General features: G+C 71.1%; 16 protein-coding genes. 8 read left to right on the forward strand and 8 right to left on the reverse strand.

What is annotated here, in order from left to right; all coding sequences use genetic code 11:
• Window position 1: 1 nt before the first annotated feature.
• The 5 genes from Q9S36_RS19760 to Q9S36_RS19780 are packed head-to-tail and all read right to left on the reverse strand — an operon-like array spanning window position 2 to window position 5,651.
• Complete coding sequence (locus Q9S36_RS19760) at window positions 2–1,621, reverse strand: AAA family ATPase (RefSeq protein WP_311286606.1); 1,620 nt, start codon at window positions 1,619–1,621, stop codon at window positions 2–4.
• A 22-nt stretch (window positions 1,622–1,643) separates the two neighbouring features.
• Complete coding sequence (locus Q9S36_RS19765; RefSeq protein WP_311286607.1) at window positions 1,644–2,402, reverse strand: hypothetical protein; 759 nt, start codon at window positions 2,400–2,402, stop codon at window positions 1,644–1,646.
• On the reverse strand, window positions 2,399–3,211 hold the full coding sequence (locus Q9S36_RS19770) for a hypothetical protein (RefSeq protein ID WP_311286608.1): 813 nt from the start codon (window positions 3,209–3,211) through the stop codon (window positions 2,399–2,401). The genes Q9S36_RS19765 and Q9S36_RS19770 overlap by 4 nt, the downstream gene beginning before the upstream one ends.
• A gap of 37 nt (window positions 3,212–3,248) precedes the next feature.
• Window positions 3,249–4,361 (reverse strand): beta-propeller fold lactonase family protein, encoded by a 1,113-nt coding sequence (locus tag Q9S36_RS19775; protein ID WP_311286609.1) that lies wholly within the window; start codon window positions 4,359–4,361, stop codon window positions 3,249–3,251.
• Between the two features lie 3 nt (window positions 4,362–4,364).
• The gene (locus tag Q9S36_RS19780; protein WP_253035092.1) at window positions 4,365–5,651 is read right to left on the reverse strand and encodes an adenylosuccinate synthase; all 1,287 of its coding nucleotides are present in this window, start codon (window positions 5,649–5,651) and stop codon (window positions 4,365–4,367) included.
• Window positions 5,652–5,844: 193 nt separating this feature from the next.
• Here Q9S36_RS19780 and Q9S36_RS19785 point away from each other — a divergent pair, with 193 nt between their 5' ends.
• The 4 genes from Q9S36_RS19785 to Q9S36_RS19800 all read left to right on the forward strand — a co-directional run bounded on the left by Q9S36_RS19785 (window position 5,845) and on the right by Q9S36_RS19800 (window position 9,198).
• Window positions 5,845–6,828, forward strand: a complete 984-nt coding sequence (locus Q9S36_RS19785) for an ATP-binding cassette domain-containing protein (protein ID WP_311286610.1) — start codon at window positions 5,845–5,847, stop codon at window positions 6,826–6,828.
• Window positions 6,825–7,544, forward strand: a complete 720-nt coding sequence (locus Q9S36_RS19790) for a methionine ABC transporter permease (protein ID WP_311286611.1) — start codon at window positions 6,825–6,827, stop codon at window positions 7,542–7,544. The genes Q9S36_RS19785 and Q9S36_RS19790 overlap by 4 nt, the downstream gene beginning before the upstream one ends.
• 65 nt (window positions 7,545–7,609) lie before the next feature.
• Window positions 7,610–8,437 carry a MetQ/NlpA family ABC transporter substrate-binding protein gene (locus Q9S36_RS19795; RefSeq protein WP_217528982.1) on the forward strand — a complete coding sequence of 276 codons (828 nt, stop codon included), beginning with the start codon at window positions 7,610–7,612 and terminating at the stop codon, window positions 8,435–8,437.
• 53 nt (window positions 8,438–8,490) lie between these two features.
• Window positions 8,491–9,198 (forward strand): Pr6Pr family membrane protein, encoded by a 708-nt coding sequence (locus tag Q9S36_RS19800; protein ID WP_311286612.1) that lies wholly within the window; start codon window positions 8,491–8,493, stop codon window positions 9,196–9,198.
• Window positions 9,199–9,219: 21 nt separating this feature from the next.
• Here Q9S36_RS19800 and Q9S36_RS19805 read toward each other — a convergent pair whose 3' ends face one another.
• The 3 genes from Q9S36_RS19805 to Q9S36_RS19815 are packed head-to-tail and all read right to left on the reverse strand — an operon-like array spanning window position 9,220 to window position 10,866.
• Complete coding sequence (locus Q9S36_RS19805) at window positions 9,220–9,486, reverse strand: hypothetical protein (RefSeq protein WP_311286613.1); 267 nt, start codon at window positions 9,484–9,486, stop codon at window positions 9,220–9,222.
• Window positions 9,486–10,160 carry a glycohydrolase toxin TNT-related protein gene (locus Q9S36_RS19810; RefSeq protein WP_311286614.1) on the reverse strand — a complete coding sequence of 225 codons (675 nt, stop codon included), beginning with the start codon at window positions 10,158–10,160 and terminating at the stop codon, window positions 9,486–9,488. The genes Q9S36_RS19805 and Q9S36_RS19810 overlap by 1 nt, the downstream gene beginning before the upstream one ends.
• Window position 10,161: 1 nt before the next feature.
• Window positions 10,162–10,866: a hypothetical protein gene (locus tag Q9S36_RS19815; RefSeq protein WP_311286615.1), complete on the reverse strand. Its 705-nt coding sequence runs from the start codon at window positions 10,864–10,866 to the stop codon at window positions 10,162–10,164.
• A 399-nt stretch (window positions 10,867–11,265) separates the two neighbouring features.
• Between Q9S36_RS19815 and argG the strand changes: the two genes are divergently transcribed.
• The 4 genes from argG to Q9S36_RS19835 all read left to right on the forward strand — a co-directional run bounded on the left by argG (window position 11,266) and on the right by Q9S36_RS19835 (window position 16,071).
• Entirely contained in the window at window positions 11,266–12,708 is a 1,443-nt protein-coding gene (gene argG, locus Q9S36_RS19820; RefSeq protein WP_217528967.1) for an argininosuccinate synthase, read from the forward strand.
• A 152-nt stretch (window positions 12,709–12,860) separates the two neighbouring features.
• Entirely contained in the window at window positions 12,861–13,472 is a 612-nt protein-coding gene (locus Q9S36_RS19825) for a helix-turn-helix domain-containing protein (RefSeq protein ID WP_311286616.1), read from the forward strand.
• Window positions 13,469–14,179 (forward strand): hypothetical protein, encoded by a 711-nt coding sequence (locus Q9S36_RS19830; RefSeq protein ID WP_311286617.1) that lies wholly within the window; start codon window positions 13,469–13,471, stop codon window positions 14,177–14,179. The genes Q9S36_RS19825 and Q9S36_RS19830 overlap by 4 nt, the downstream gene beginning before the upstream one ends.
• Window positions 14,176–16,071 (forward strand): YhgE/Pip domain-containing protein, encoded by a 1,896-nt coding sequence (locus Q9S36_RS19835; protein WP_311286618.1) that lies wholly within the window; start codon window positions 14,176–14,178, stop codon window positions 16,069–16,071. The genes Q9S36_RS19830 and Q9S36_RS19835 overlap by 4 nt, the downstream gene beginning before the upstream one ends.
• Window positions 16,072–16,074: the final 3 nt, after the last annotated feature.

Below are 16,074 nucleotides of genomic sequence, written 5' to 3' on the forward strand. Positions count from 1 at the left end.
CTCAGTAGTCCACGGTCCGGCCGCCGCGACGCGACGACAGGATGCCGTCGGCATCGTCCGCGCCCGCGGGGGCGTCGTGCGCGTCGAGGTCTTCGGCCCCGGTCGCGCGGACGGCGCGCTGCGCGGCCCAGGCGCGGATGCGCTGGACCTCTTCGGCCTGGGTCACCGCGAGGGGGATCATCGTCTCGACGACCCGGTTCACGACGTCCGCCGTGATCGCCTGCCGGCCGCCGAAACCCTCGTACAGGGCGGCCACGACGGCCTGCTCGATCTCGGCGCCCGAGTGGTTCTCGCTCGCCGCGACGAGCGACGAGACGGCACCCCGGTCCTCGGCGACCGCGCGCAGGCCGTTCGCGGGCGTCGCGTGGGCGGCGAGCTGCAGCGACCAGATCGCCTCGCGCTCGACGGCCGTGGGCAGGTCGACGAAGAAGATCTCGTCGAACCGTCCCTTTCGCATGAACTCCGGCGGCAGGGCGTCGATGTTGTTGGCCGTCGCGACGACGAAGACCGGATGCCGCTTCTCCTGCATCCAGGTCAGGAAGGTCCCGAACACGCGGGCCGTCGTCCCGGAGTCGCCCTGCCCCGTCGTGTTCGAGAAGCCCTTCTCGATCTCGTCGACCCACAGGATGCAGGGCGCCACCGCCTCGGCGGTCGCGATCGCGGTGCGGAGGTTCTGCTCGCTCGAGCCGACGAGACCCGAGAAGATGCGTCCGATGTCGAGGCGCAGCAGCGGCAGCCCCCACGAGGCCGCCGTCGCCTTCGCCGTCAGCGACTTGCCGCAGCCCGGAACACCCGTGATGAGCACGCCCTTCGGAGCGGGCAGGCCGTACTCGTGGGCGCTCGGCAACCATGATCCGTTGCGGCGCTCGAGCCAGCGCTTGAGGTTGTTCAGGCCGCCGACGTCGTCGAGGTCGATGTTCGCGGTGACGAACTCCAGCACCCCGGACTTGCGCACCACCTGACGCTTCTCGTCGAGGACGACCCCGATGTCGTCTGCGCGGAGGCGTCCGTCGTTGACCATCGCGCGCGCGAAGGCGTTCTCGGCTTCGGCCATCGTGAGTCCGAGCGCCGCCTGGACGAGAGCCTCGCGGGCCGCGTCATCGGCGGCGACGCGGATCTCGCGGGCGTTGTTGTCGATCATCGTGTCGAGCAGGTCGCGGATCTCGTCGGCCGTCGGCAGGGGGAAGTCGAACAGGTGCGTGAGCTCGTCGAGCTCGGGCGGGATCACCCGCACGGGCGCCGTGATGACGAGCGTGCGCGAGACGTCGCCGTGCCGGAACTCGAGGGCGGTCTCGCGCACCGTGCGCACGATCGCCGGATCGCCCTGCCGGTGCTCGCCGCCGAAGTAGGCGTGCAGGTCGCAGAAGATGAACACGCTCGGGTCGGTCACGCCGGCGGCGTGCTGCAGCGCGCGGGCGGGGTTCGTCGTGTTCGAGACGCTCTTGCCGTCGGGGCCGATGAGCCCGAGCGCCGAAGTCCACGTCCACACCGCGCGGCGGTTGCGCTGCGCGTGGGCGGCGTCGGTGATCGCGGCGATCGCGCGGACCTCTTCGCCCGTCTCGAGGTACAGCAGCGGCAATCGCGCCTTGAAGGCGGCGTCCAGCGTGGCGTCGAAGGTCACGTCCGTCCCTTTCGTTCGGTGGTCATGGTGTGTCGGATGCCGGTTCGTCCAGCGTGATCGTCCATCGCCCGGCGCCCTCGTCGGTGTCGACCCGCAGGATCACGCGCCCCTGCGCGGGCCAGGATGCGCGGGTGTCGACGTCGTCGACGCCCTTCACGAGGTCGATGACCTCGCCCGGGAAGGCGGCGTCCACGGTGAAGAAGCCGTCCCCCTCGAAGGCGAAGCGGGCACTCAGCGCGTCGCCGTCGTACGACAGCAACGCCGGACCGTCGCCCGTCGCGGACCCGCCCTCGATGGGTGTCGGCGTCTCTCGACTCACGCTCGCGGTCCAGTCCGTGAGGCGCGGCGCGAACCAGAGCCGGCCGCCGGTCGCGGCCGACACGACGGCGATCTTCCGGCTCTCGCTCACCAGCCCGATGTAGTCGGGGCGTTCGTCGTCGAGACCCACGGTGGCGTCGACCTGCTGGTAGACGTTCAGGTAGTCGTCCGTGCCGCTCGTGAGCGGGCCCACGACCCAGACGTCGTCGCCCGGCGGCAGCTCGACGAAGCCGCTCGCGGCCGTGCCGCTCAGCTCGTCGCCCTCGAGCCGCGCCTCCTGCGCGTCGGGGTCGTCCCACGGTTCGTACTCGTAGCGGTTCGGGTCGGTGAGGACGAGGTCCCCCGTCCGCGGATTGACCCCGACGAAGGGCACGAGGATGAAGGCGAGCACGACCGCGACGGCCGACCCGGCCAGCCAGGTGATGGTCGAGAAGCGCCGGATCCGGGCATCCGCGGTACTCACGGCGTCGCCCCGGGTGACGGTGACGGTGACAGCGTCGGTGTCGGTGTCGGTGTCGGCGGGAACTCGAGCTTCCAGCCCACGTCGTCCCAGGATTCGACCGAGAAGACGACGAGCGGCGCGTCGGGCCACGCGATCGACTGGTCGAGGGGCGCCTCGCCGTCGAACGTCCTCTCACTGCCGTGGGGCGTCACGATCTGGATCGCGATGCTCCCCTCGCCGCGCGCGCTCAGCCGGGCGGTCGACGCCTCGCCGGCGTGGGTGAAGACGGCCGACTCGAACCCGGAAGCGACGTCGTTCGTCCACCCGAGCCCGCCCGTGGTCACCCGCGCGCGCCACGCCTCGTCGCTGAACCCGTCGACCCACAGCTCGACGTCGGGCTGCTCGACGAGCACGACGACGCGGCCGTCGGCGAGGGAGGAGAATCGCGGCGGCTCGCCGTACTCACCCTCGGTCACGATCCGGCCGCCGGGGCCTGTGACCCGCACACCGCCGAGGTAGGTCGAGTCCTGGGGCGTCAGGACGACGGGAGCGTCGACGTCGAGACCGCTGAGACGGATGACCGCACCGTCGGAACCCTCGTACACCCCGCCGCCGCGGTCGTCCGCGACGATCGGGTCCGGGCTCGTCCACGGCTCGCTCGCGTAGTCCTCGTCGACACCGACCGCACCCACGTCGAAGCCGCCCTCGTCCGCGTAGACGAGGGCGACGATGCCCGCCACGACCAGGCCCGCGATCCAGACGAAAGCGGTGAAACCGCCCAGCCGCGCGATCGCCGTCCGGCTCGCGCCCGTCTGCCCGCCCGCGCTCATGTTCCCCTCCGCCCCGACACGTTACCGGGCACGGGAGTCAGGACGAGATGGCTAGGAGCGCCGTCGGCGACGGTGCTATTGTCCGGTGCCGGACGCGGCCGGGGACCCCCGTGCGATCCTCGATCGCGAGCGAGACGACCTCGTCGGCCCGCTCACCCGCGACGAGCAGCGTGTCGCGCGCGACCACGTGGTGACGCGGCCAGACCGTGCCCGCCTCGGCGAGCGCGATCGGCTGCAGGGCCTCGCCGCCGCCGCGCACCTTGACGGTCGCGATCGTGTCGCTGCCGCGCAGCCCCGCGTAGAGGAAGACACCGTCGGCGGACATCGCGAGCTCCGCGCCCCTGTCGCCCGGGAACGCGCCGAGCTGCGCCCCGCCCACCAGGCGCCATTCGCCGGCGGCATCCGCCGCGAGCGCGAACACCTCGCCCGAGTACTCCGTCACGACGTACACGTGGCTGCTCGGGTGCGCCCGCAGGTGGCGCGGGCCGGTGCCGGTCGGCAGGGCGAGGCGCTGCACCTCGCGGCCGCCGCGCCAGAAGCGCACGAGATCGAGGCCGAGGTCCGTCGTCGCGATCACTCCGCCGGGCAGCGCGGCCGCCTGGTGCGCGTGCGACGGCCGGCCCGGCGCGGGTCTGGCCGCATCCGTCTCGTCGTCGGTGTGCGGGATGAGGTGGGCGTACTCCGCGCCGGCGGCGGCACGCAGCGCGCGGGCCGCCGCGGTGAGATCGGATGCCGGTCCGCCCTCGGCGGCGGCCGTCCACGCGCGGGCGGACCCGGGCCGCCCGTCGGGAGCGAGCGCGACGCGCACCACCGCACCGTCGCCGTAGCAGGAGACGATCAGCGCGTCCTCGAGCGCGAGCACGTGGCAGGGGCTCTCGCCCACGGCCACCTCGGGTCCGAGCGGAGCGAACGTGCGCTCCCCCGTCTGACGGTAGGCGCGAACGGTGCCGCGGCCCTCGAGCGTCGCGTAGACGACGTCGAGGGACGGGTGCCGCGCGATCCACGATGGCGACTCGGCCGCGACGACGTCGCCGCCGAAGCCGAGGGGCCCGCTCGCCAACGGCGATGCGGCGCTCCCGGCATCCAGCAGTCCGATGCCCGTCGCCGACCCGCCCATGTCGGCGGAGTACCCGCCGAGCAGGAACCGCACGGGTCAGTCGAGCAGGTCGTGGCGCACGATGACCGCGTCGCGCGCGGGCCCGACGCCGATGACCGAGATGCGCGTGCCGCTCATCTTCTCGAGGGCGAGCACGTAGTCCTGCGCGGTCTGCGGCAGGTCCTCGAAGGTGCGGGCGGTCGAGATGTCCTCGCTCCAGCCGGGGAAGTTCTCGAGGATCGGCGTCGCGTGGTGGAAGTCGGTCTGGTTGACCGGCACCTCGTCGAAACGCTGTCCGTCGACGTCGTAGGCGACGCAGACGGGGATCTCCTTCAGGCCCGTGAGGATGTCGAGCTTGGTGAGCACGAGGTCGGTGATGCCGTTGATCCGCGTCGCGTAGCGCGTGATCGGGGCGTCGTACCAGCCGACGCGGCGGGGCCGGCCGGTCGTCGTGCCGAACTCGAACCCGCGGGAGCGCAGGAAGTCGCCGTCCTCGTCGAACAGCTCGGTCGGGAACGGACCCGAGCCGACACGCGTCGTGTACGCCTTCACGATGCCGACGATGCGGTCGAGGCGGTTCGGCCCGACGCCCGATCCGGTCGATGCGCCGCCCGCCGTCGCGGAGGACGACGTGACGAACGGATACGTGCCGTGGTCGATGTCGAGCATCGTCGCCTGGCCGCCCTCGAAGACGACGACGTCGCCGGCATCGAGCGCGTCGCTCAGCAGCAGACCGGTGTCGCACACCATGGGCCGCAGGCGCTCGGCGTACGAGAGCAGGTCGTCGACGACCTCGTCGACGGTGATGGCGCGGCGGTTGAAGACCTTCACCAGCAGGTGGTTCTTCTGGTCGAGGGCGCCCTCGACCTTCTGGCGCAGGATGTTCTCGTCGAACAGGTCCTGCACCCGGATGCCGGTGCGGTTGATCTTGTCGGCGTAGGTGGGGCCGATGCCGCGACCGGTCGTGCCGATCATGCGCTTGCCGAGGAAGCGCTCGGTGACCTTGTCGAGCGTGCGGTGGTACTGCGTGATGATGTGCGCGTTGGCGCTCACCTTCAGCCGCGAGACGTCGACGCCGCGGGCCTGCAGGGCGCCGAGCTCGGCGAAGAGCACCTCGAGGTCGATGACGACACCGTTGCCGATGACGGCGTTGACGCCCGGCGACAGGATGCCGCTGGGCAGCAGGTGCAGGGCGTACTTCTCGTCGCCGATCACCACGGTGTGGCCGGCGTTGTTGCCGCCGTTGAACTTGACGACCCAGTCGGTGCGCTCACCCAGGAGGTCGGTGGCTTTGCCCTTGCCCTCGTCTCCCCATTGAACGCCGACGATCACGATGCCTGGCATGGGCTCTCCCCCGTTATCGGACGGTTACACCCCATCCTATCGGGCCGGGTCCGCGGCCCGAACCGCGGCATCCGCCCCGCAACGCGACGTCACACGATTTGTCGTCGTCGGCACGGGTTGGGTTGCATCGAGGGGACTGCGCGCGGAAACCGCGCCATCGTTCCCCCACCCCCACCATCCGAGAGGACGGCCGTTGATCGCGCTCGATCGGGTCTCGAAGCACTACGGCGGTGTCCCCGCCGTAGATGACGTCTCGCTGACCATCCCCACCGGCGAGGTGTTCGGCATCGTCGGTCAGAGCGGCGCCGGCAAGAGCACCCTCGCCCGCATCGTCAACCTCCTCGAACGGCCCGACCACGGCACCGTGACCGTGGACGACGTCGAGCTCACGGCACTGGGCGAGACGGAGCTGCGTGCGGCCCGCCGCCGGATCGGCATGGTCTTCCAGCGGTTCAACCTGCTCAGCAGCCGCACCGTGCGCGGCAACGTCGAGCTCGCCCTCGAGCTCGACGGCGGCTCCCGCGCCGCCCGTCGCGACCGCGCGCAGGAGATGCTCGACCTCGTCGGCCTCGGCTACCGCGGCGACGCGTCGATCCACGAGCTGTCGGGCGGTCAGCAGCAGCGCGTCGGCATCGCCCGCGCCCTCGCCTCGCGGCCGAGCGTGCTGCTCTCGGACGAGGCGACCAGCGCCCTCGACCCCGAGACGACGGACTCGATCCTCGAGCTGTACCGCCGCATCAACGAGGAGCTCGGACTCACGGTCCTCCTCATCACGCACGAGATGGACGTCGTGAAGTCCACCTGCCACTCGGCCGCCCTCCTCGAGCAGGGGCGCGTCGTCGAGCAGGGGCGCCTCGTCGACGTCATCCGCACGCCCGGCTCCCGCCTCACCTCGCAGCTGTTCCCGCTCGGCCCTGTGCCCGACGGCGTACCCGCCGACGCGACCGTCATCGACATCACCTTCGCGGGCGGCACCGCCGACCGGCCCGTCATCGCACGGCTCGCACGCGACCACGACGCCGACGTATCGATCCTCGGCGCCGTCGTCGAGCGCATCGCCGGAACCCAGGCCGGCCGCACCCGCCTCGAGGTGCCCGGCCACGTCGCCGCGGCCGTCATCGCGGACCTCCGCGCGCAGGGCCTGCTCATCGAGGTCCTCCAGGGGGTGGCCGCATGAACCAGCAGCTGATCGACGTCCTGCTGAAGGCCACCGGCGAGACGCTCTACATGGTCGGCGTGGCCCTGCTCGTCACGATCGTCATCGGGCTGCCGCTCGGCGTCGTGCTCGTCGGCACCGAGGCCGGCCGGTTCCTCGAGCGTCCGTTCGGGTCGCGCGCCGCGGGTGTCGCCATCAACCGGGCGCTCGACTTCATCGTCAACTTCGGCCGGTCGGTGCCGTTCATCATCCTGATGGTCGCCCTCATCCCCGTCACGCGCGCCCTCGTGGGCACCTTCATCGGATCGACCGCGGCCATCGTCCCGCTGTCGGCCGTCGCGATCCCGTTCTTCGCCCGCATGGTCGAGATCGCGGTCAAGGAGGTCGATCCCGGTCTGCTCGAGGTCGCCTCGTCCCTGGGCGCGAGCCGGTGGCAGCTGGTGACCAAGGTGCTGCTGCCCGAGGCCGCCCCCGCCGCACTCCTCGGCCTGTCGACCACGGTCACCTCGATCATCAACTTTTCGGCGATGGTCGGCACGGTCGCCGGCGGCGGACTCGGCGACGTCGCGATCCGCTACGGCTATCAGCAGTACAGCTGGATCCACATCGTCGCGGTCATCGTCATCATCTTCGCGATCGTCATGGTGCTGCAGAGCCTCGCCGCCTGGGGCGCCCGGCGCCTCGGCCGACGCAGCACCCGCCGCAGCGCGCGAGTCGCCGCGGCATCCACCGTCTAATCCGCCCCTCCCTCCTCCGGCCGTCCCGACGCCGGTCCCCCGCACCACCGACGAAAGGCATCACGATGTCCCGCACCCTCCGTTCCGCCCTCCTGGCCACCGCCGCCGCCACCGCGCTCCTGCTCAGCGGCTGCGCCTCGACGCCCTCCGCCGGTGGTGAGGGCGACGGCGACGGCCTCGGCACGCTCAAGGTCGGCGCGCTGCAGACGCCGGCCGGCGACATCCTCAACCACATCGCCGAGACGAGTGCGAAGGAGGCGGGACTCACCATCGAGTTCGTGCCCTTCACCGACTACAACACGCCCAACACCGCGCTGGCCGACGGGTCGATCGACGCGAACCTGTTCCAGAACGCGACCTTCCTCGAGACCTTCAACGAGCAGGCCGGCGGCGAACTGGTCAGCCTCGGCGAGGCATACCTGCCGAGCGCAGCGTTCTACTCCGACAAGGTGTCGAGCCTCGACGACCTCGCCGACGGCGCGAGCATCGCGATCCCCAACGACCCGACCAACGAGGGACGGGCGCTCAAGCTGCTGGCATCCGAGGGCCTCATCGAGGTCACCGACGACGTCGTCGACCTGAGCGGTGTCACCGCCAACCCCAAGGACTTCGAGTTCCGCGAGATCGAGAACGCGACGCTGCCGCAGGCGCTGCCCGATGTGGATGCCGCCTTCGTCACCATCTCGTTCGCCCTGCCCGCCGGCCTCACGAGCGACAAGGCGATCCTGCTCGAGGGCGAGGACAGCCCGTACTACAACGTCCTCGCGACGCGCCCCGAACTGAAGGACGACGCCCGCGTGCAGAAGCTCTACGAGCTGCTGACCTCGCAGGAGACCGCGGACTTCGAGAACGAGACCTGGGGCGGCCTCGTCGTCCCCGTCGTCAAGGGCTGATCTCTCCCGTTGCGCGCGGTCCGCACCGCCGGGCCGCGCGCTAGGGTTCGGTCATGCGTACCCGAACGTGGCCGACGGTGTGGTCGGTCGTCAGGCTGCTCGCCGCCGCGGTCCTCATGACCGCCGTCGTCGGGCAGTTCGTCACCACGGTCCGCTTGGCGATCGCAAACGACCGCGACGTGACGACCACGATCGCGAACTTCTTCAGCTTCTTCACGGTCCTGTCGAACCTCGTCGGGGCCATCGCCCTGCTGGCGGCGGTCATCTGGTTCTTCATGCGACCGCCGCACGAAGACCGCGAACCCCGGGGGATCGCCGTCGCCCTGGCCGCAGCCACGACCTACCTCACGATCACCGGCGTGGTCTACAACCTGCTGCTGCGTGGGTTGCCCACGGCCGACGACCACGTCGCCTGGGCCAACGAGATCCTCCACGTCGTCGCGCCGCTGTTCCTCGTGATCGACCTGCTCGTCGCGCCCACCCAGCGCGCTTTGCGGCGGCGGTCGGTCCTCGTCATCCTCGCCGTCCCGATCCTCTGGATCGTCTACACCCTGATCCGCGGACCGTTCGTGACCGACCCGGTGCGCGGCGTCGCGTTCTGGTACCCGTACCCGTTCCTGAACCCGAACGGGGTCGCCGGGTGGGGCGGTGTCTGGGCGTACGTCGCCGGGATCGCCGTCACCTTCGTCGTCGTCGGCACGATCGTCGTCGCCGTCGGGCGCCTGCGCACCCGCGGGGCGCGTTCCGCCCTCACCGTCTGAGGCGGTCGGGCGCCGCTCCGATCAGCTGCGCCAGGCCGCGAGCTTGCGCCGCAGGGGTGTCACCTGGCGCAACTTGACGAGGACGTACTCGAGCGCTGCGGATTCCGTGTCGAAGGTCTGCAGCGTACGGCCCATGACCCCGCCCCGCTCGTCCGACACCCACGCCTGCCACTGTCCGTCGGTGCGGGTGAGCAGCACGGCATTCATGTGGACGTCGCCGACGCCGTAGAGCACCGGCGCGTCGAGGGACTCCTCGCGGACGATCTCCATCAGTTCCTCGACGCTCATCAGTGGACCTCCCGGATCATGCCCAGGGTACCGAACACGTCGACACTCGTCGGCAGCAGGTCCTGCGTCGCGCCGCCGGGCGTGTTCCACTCCGGAATCGCCGCCGCTTCGCCACGGGCGACTTTCTTCAGGTCGTCCAACGTCATCCCGTAGGTGCTGAGGGCCTCATCCACGATCTCGCGACGGGCGGGGCTGAGATCGTCGTACGCGGCCTGCACGTCGGCGGGCGACCTCGTCCATTCGTACTGGTGATACGCCGCCTGGTTCTCGTAGTACGGCAGGGACCGACTCTCGTACGAGAACGGACCGTCCTCAGGGATCGGGGACACGAATCGGCCGTCCGGCGGCCCGTAGCGGTCGAATCGATCACCGGCGGCGGGGACGTGATCGTACCGGATCGGGTTGCCGTCGGCATCCAGCGTGAAGCCGTTGTGCGGCGCCGGGCTCCAGTCGATGTTGCCGTCCGGACCGAGCGTCTCGGGACGCGGGACGAGGCGGTCCGAGCCTCCCGGAGCATTCACGTCGATGTGATCCTCGCCCGTCACCCGACGGACGATGCCGTCGAAGTGGTCGTCGAGATTGTGGAACAGCATGTGCAGGCGGCCCCGCAGGTCCGTGATGCCGTGGAGCGCGGCCTCCCGCATCTCCCGAATGACGGGCTTGATACCGGACACGTCAGTCCCCTCCGAAGTTGAGAGCGGAGAACTCCGCGAAGAACGTGGTGGTGAGCGTCTCCACGTCCGACCCCTGGAGCTTCATCGTGCTGCGCGCCTCTTCGAGCGCCGCCAGATCGGTGTAGAACTCGTCGGAGTCGCCGACCTGCCCCTCGACGAGCGGTGCGTTCAGGATCGCGTCGATGACGGCGGGCAGCTGCTCCATCATCGGCTCGATGAGCGTCGGCGCCACCTGATTCAGGAGCTGTTCGACGGCGATGTCGACGGCGGCGTTGAGAAGCTTCTTCTTGATGATGAGCATCGGGCCGGCACCCGCCGCCGTCAGCGGGTTCGTCAGCATCGGGATGAGCATCATCAGTGTCGTCGTGACATCCGCGATCACCTTGATCTTGAGCGCAACGATCGCGCCCGCTCCCACATCCATCGCCGTCGCCGCCGGGGACATCAGGTCGATGAGCTTCTGCAGGTTCTGCGAGCGGTTGGCCGTCCACGCCGCCAGTGTGGACGGTCCGGTCTGGCCCCTCATGGCCGCCGCGATGTCGCCGTTCATGCGGCTGTCGACGGACTGGATGACGCCCTCGAGATCGTAGCCGAAGGTGCGCAGCAGATGGGCACCCTTGGACACCTCGTCCTCGTCGATGTCGGGCCACTCGAAGCCGAGCTTCTCGAGCACCCAGACGAGTTCATTCGGGAGCATCATTCCCATGCGACCACCTCCGACCACAGAACGTAACGGGTGCGGGGCACGCCGCGCCATGGGGACCGCTCCCCCTTGCGTCAGCGCCGCGAGGACTCGCACACGATCAGGTGGGTCGGGAGCGGGGTGTCCTCGGTGAGTCCGTCCGGCTCCTCCACGGCGAGGAGGACCTTCTACATCATGAGCTCGCCGAGGGCACGGAAGTCCTGCCGCACGGTCGTCAGCGGCGGCGACAGTCAGTGCGATGTGAGCATTCACATAAGGCGCACCGACCCGCCGAGCGGAGATCCTCGCCGACACACCGGCCCCCGGCATCCGTTCCCCCGCGTGTCGCCCCGCATCTCCGCCGCAACCGCCCGCGCGTAACCGCGCCGGGGGCCGGACCGCCCGCTCGATAGGATGGAGGCCATGTCGAAGGTCCTCCAGTCCCTGCCCGTCGGCGAGCGCGTCGGCATCGCCTTCTCGGGGGGTCTCGACACCTCGGTCGCGGTCGCCTGGATGCGCGACAAGGGCGCCGTCCCGTTCACCTACACCGGCGACCTCGGCCAGTACGACGAGGACGACATCGCATCGATCCCCGGGCGCGCGCTCCAGTACGGCGCCGAGGGTTCCCGCCTCATCGACTGCAAGCCGATGATGGTCGAAGAGGGCCTCGTCGCCCTCTCGTGCGGCGCGTTCCACATCCGCTCCGGCGGGCGCACCTACTTCAACACGACGCCGATCGGCCGCGCCGTGACGGGCACGATGCTCGTCCGCGCCATGAAGGAGGACGGCGTCGACATCTGGGGCGACGGCTCCACCTACAAAGGCAACGACATCGAGCGGTTCTACCGCTACGGATTGCTGGCGAATCCGGCCCTGCGCATCTACAAGCCGTGGCTGGATGCCGACTTCGTCACCGAGCTCGGCGGCCGCACCGAGATGAGCGAGTGGCTCGTCGCGCACGGCTTCCCCTACCGCGACTCCGTCGAGAAGGCCTACTCCACCGACGCGAACATCTGGGGCGCGACCCACGAGGCGAAGACGCTCGAGCACCTCGACGTGTCGCTCGAGATCGTCGAGCCGATCATGGGCGTCCGCTTCTGGGACCCCGAGGTCGAGATCGCGACCGAGGACGTGTCGATCACGTTCGAGGCGGGTCGCCCCGTCGCGATCAACGGTGTCGAGTACGCGGATGCCGTGGCCCTGGTCATGGAGGCGAACGCGATCGGCGGGCGCCACGGCCTCGGGATGAGCGACCAGATCGAGAACCGCATCATCGAGGCGAAGTCCCGCGGCATCTACGAGGCCCCGGGCATGGCGCTGCTGTTCATCGCGTACGAGCGCCTGGTCAACGGCATCCTCAACGAGGACACCCTCGCCACGTACCACGAGCAGGGCCGGCGTCTCGGCCGGCTCATGTACGAGGGCCGCTGGCTCGAGCCGCAGTCGTTCATGCTGCGCGAGTCGATCCAGCGCTGGGTGGGGTCCGCGATTAGCGGCACGGTCACCCTGCGTCTGCGCCGCGGCGAGGACTACACGATCCTGAACACCGAGAGCCGCAACCTGTCGTACTCGCCCGAGAAGCTCTCGATGGAGCGCGTCGGCGACGCCGCCTTCGGCCCGACCGACCGCATCGGCCAGCTGACGATGCGCAACCTCGACATCGCCGACTCGCGTGCCCGCCTCGAGCACTTCGTGTCGCTCGGCCTCATCGGCGGTGCGACCGGCGAGCTCGTGGGCGACCTCGAGCGCGGCGGCGCGGCGGCGATCACGGGTCACGCGCAGCCCTTCGATGAGCAGCGCGAGGGTCTCGCCGAGGCCTTCGACGAGGCCGGCGAGTCCGCCTCGTTCGACTTCGGCGCCGACTGAACCTCAGCCGCGGGGCGCGCGGTACGCGACCCGGGCACGGGTCTCGCCCGGGCGGCGGACGAGCCACGTCCCGGTAGTAGTTGACGAGCGAGCCGCTGTGGGTTCGCTGAATTATCTTGCACACATGTGTGCAGGATAATTACACTGGCTCCGTGACCGACTCCCCTACTCCCCGCCGCATCCGCCGTGACGCCGTCGCCAACCGCGCCGGCCTGCTCACGGCTGCGGCACAGACCCTGGCGGCCGACCCGAACGCCTCCGTCGACACGATCGCGCGTGCCGCGGGCCTCAGCCGCCGCGCCCTCTACAGCCACTTCGACGATCGCGACGCGCTCATCCGCGAGATGATCCACGCCGGCGCCGAGCGCTTCAACGCCATCGCCGACACGGTCGACGACGACGGCCCCGCGCCGCTCGCCCTCGCCCGGCTGGCCCTCGCCCTCTGGGACGGCGCCGCGCACGTGCAGTTCGCCGCCGCCCTCACCCTCGACGACTCCCACGTCGGCGAGACCGCCGCCATCCTCACGCCGGTCCGCCGCCGCGTGCTCGAGATCGTCGACCGCGGCCGCTGCGAGGGCACCCTCCGCGGCGACCTGCACGTCACGACGGTCGCGCGCCTCGTCGAAGAGGCGGCACGCACCGTCATCACGCGGCTGGATTCGAATCGGCCGGATGCCGCCGGTGTGGCCGTCCGCGCGATCCTCGGTGTTGCGGGGCTCGGGTGGCGCGAGGCCGACGCCGTGCTCGCGGAGGCTCGCGCATGAGGATCGCCCTCGACGCCGTCGCGAAGGGCAAGGACGGCGGCATCCTGCCCCCCACCTCGCTCGTCCTCGAGACGGGACGGGTCACCCTCGCCACCGCCGAGACGGAGCAGCGCCCCTCGGTGCTCGGTCTCATCGCGACGGGACGGATGCGTCCGGATGCCGGCACGGTGACCCTCGGCGGACACCGCGGCGCCCGTCGGCTCCGCCGCGTCGCCGCGCTCGTCGACGCCCCCGAGGTCAACGACCCGGCCCCCGATGTCGCCGTCGTCGGTGTCGTCGAGGAGGAGCTCATGTTCGCGGGGCGTCGCGCCGATCCCCTGTCGGCTCGGCACTGGCTCGACGACCACGGCTGGCGCGACCTCGCCCGCACACCGTTCGGCCAGGTCCCGGCGGACGACCGCATCCGCATGCTGCTCGAACTCGCGGCGCTCCGCCGCGGCATCGAGGCTCTCGTCCTCGTCTCGCCCGACCGCCACGGCGGCGATCCCGTGCACTGGCAGCGGATCGCCGAGGAGTTCGCCGCCCGCGGCTTCGCCGTGCTCGTCATCGCCGGGACGGCCGCGGCGAGCGCGCTCACTCCGAGCGCGCCCGCGGCGCCCGCGCACGTCGGTCGGCCGCGGATCCGCGCCGGCGCCGCGCTGCGCCGCGCGCGCCGCCGGCCGGCATCCGTCACCGCTCGCCCTTCGACCGGAGGCATCCGTCCGTGAAGATCCCCGCCCTGTTCGCCGCCGAGCTGCGGCGGCTCACCTCCACGCGCATGCGGGTGATCGCCCTCATCGCCCTGATCCTCGTGCCCGTCCTCTACGGCGGGCTGTACCTGTGGGCGAACCAGGACCCGTACGGCAACCTGTCGCAGGTGCCGGTCGCGCTGGTCGTCAGCGACGAGGGCGCGACGCTCAACGGTAGCGCCCGAAACCTCGGCGACGAGGTCGCGGACTCGCTGCTCGAGGACGGCAGCTTCGACTGGCACGAAGTGGATGCCGCCGGTGCCCGCCGCGGCCTCGATGACGGCGCGTTCGACTTCGCCGTGACCCTGCCCGCCGACTTCACCGCAGCCGTCGCCTCGATCTCGTCGGCGGACCCGCGTCAGGCCGAGATCGACCTGACGACGAACGACGCCAACAACTACCTCGCCTCGACGATCGGCACGCAGGCGGTCGAACGCATCCGCACCACCGTGAGCGAGAAGGTCGTCCGCGAAGCCGGCCTGACGATGCTCGACGCGCTGAACACCGTGCGCGTGAAGCTCCTCGACGCCGCCGACGGCGCCGGCACCCTGACCGACGGCCTCACGACGGCCGGCGACGGTGCCGACACCCTCGCCGACGGCGCGGGCACCCTGGCCGCGGGCACGACGAAGCTCGAGGGCGGGGCGACGAAACTCGCGTCGGGTGTCGACACGCTCGCCGACGGCCTGCGCTCGCTCTCCTCCGGGGCCGCGCAGGTCTCGGGCGGCACCGCGAAACTCCGCAGCGTCGCCGACCGCGTCGGATCGGCCGCCGACCGGGTGAGTTCCGCCGTCCCCACCCTCCGCAGCGACCTCACGAGCGCGCTGACCGACCAGGGACTCGACGACGCGCAGATCGCGAAGGTGCTGGACGTCCTCGACCCCATCGGCACCCGCGTCGACGACCTCGACACCCGGGTGCGGCAGGCCGTCTCGCAGATCGACGCGCTCGACGACGGCGCGTCCCAGGTGGCCGCCGGCAGCTCAACGCTCGCGAAGGGGGCGGCGACGGCGGCGACGGGGGCGCACACCCTCGCCGACGGCATCGCGACGGCGGATGCCGGGGCCCACGAACTCGACACCGGCGCGCACTCGCTGGCCACCGGCATCCATCGGCTCGAGGACGGTGCGGGCACGCTCCGCGACGCCCTGCGGGCGGGCGCCGAAAAGCTGCCCGACGACAGCGCCGAGACCCGCGCCGCGCAGGCGGCGACCCTCGCCGACCCGGTGGGTGTCGCCGAGGACTCGCTCACCCAGGCGCAGAACTACGGCGCCGGACTCGCCCCGTTCTTCGCCGCCCTCGCCGGGTGGATCGGCATCTACGCGCTGTTCCTCATCGTGAAGCCCGTGTCCCGTCGCGCGGTGACCGCACTCCGCTCCCCCGTCCGCGTCGCGATCGCGGGTTGGCTGACGCCGGCCGCCCTCGGCGCGGTGCAGATGGTGACGCTGTTCGGCGTGCTGTCGATCGCGCTCGGCTTCTCGTTCACGCATCCGCTGCCGACCCTCGGCATCCTGCTGCTCGCGTCGGCCACCTTCGCGGCCATCATCCTCGCGCTGAACGTGTGGCTGGGGTCGGTCGGGCAGTTCCTGGGCCTCGTGTTGATGGTGCTGCAGCTCGTGACCGCCGGCGGCACGTTCCCGTGGCAGACGCTGCCGGCGCCGCTGGCGGCCCTGCACCACGTGCTGCCGATGGGGTACGTCGTCGACGCGATGCGGCAGGTCATGTACGGCGGTGTCGCGGGCCGCGCCTGGGCGGATGCCGCGGTGCTCGCGACGTGGCTCGTCGGCGCCCTGCTGCTCGCCGTCGCCGGGGTCACGCGCATGACGTTCCGGCGGACGATGCGCGACCTGCAGCCGAGCCTGATCGGCTGAGAC

The organism is Microbacterium sp. ARD31 (genome assembly GCF_031844425.1).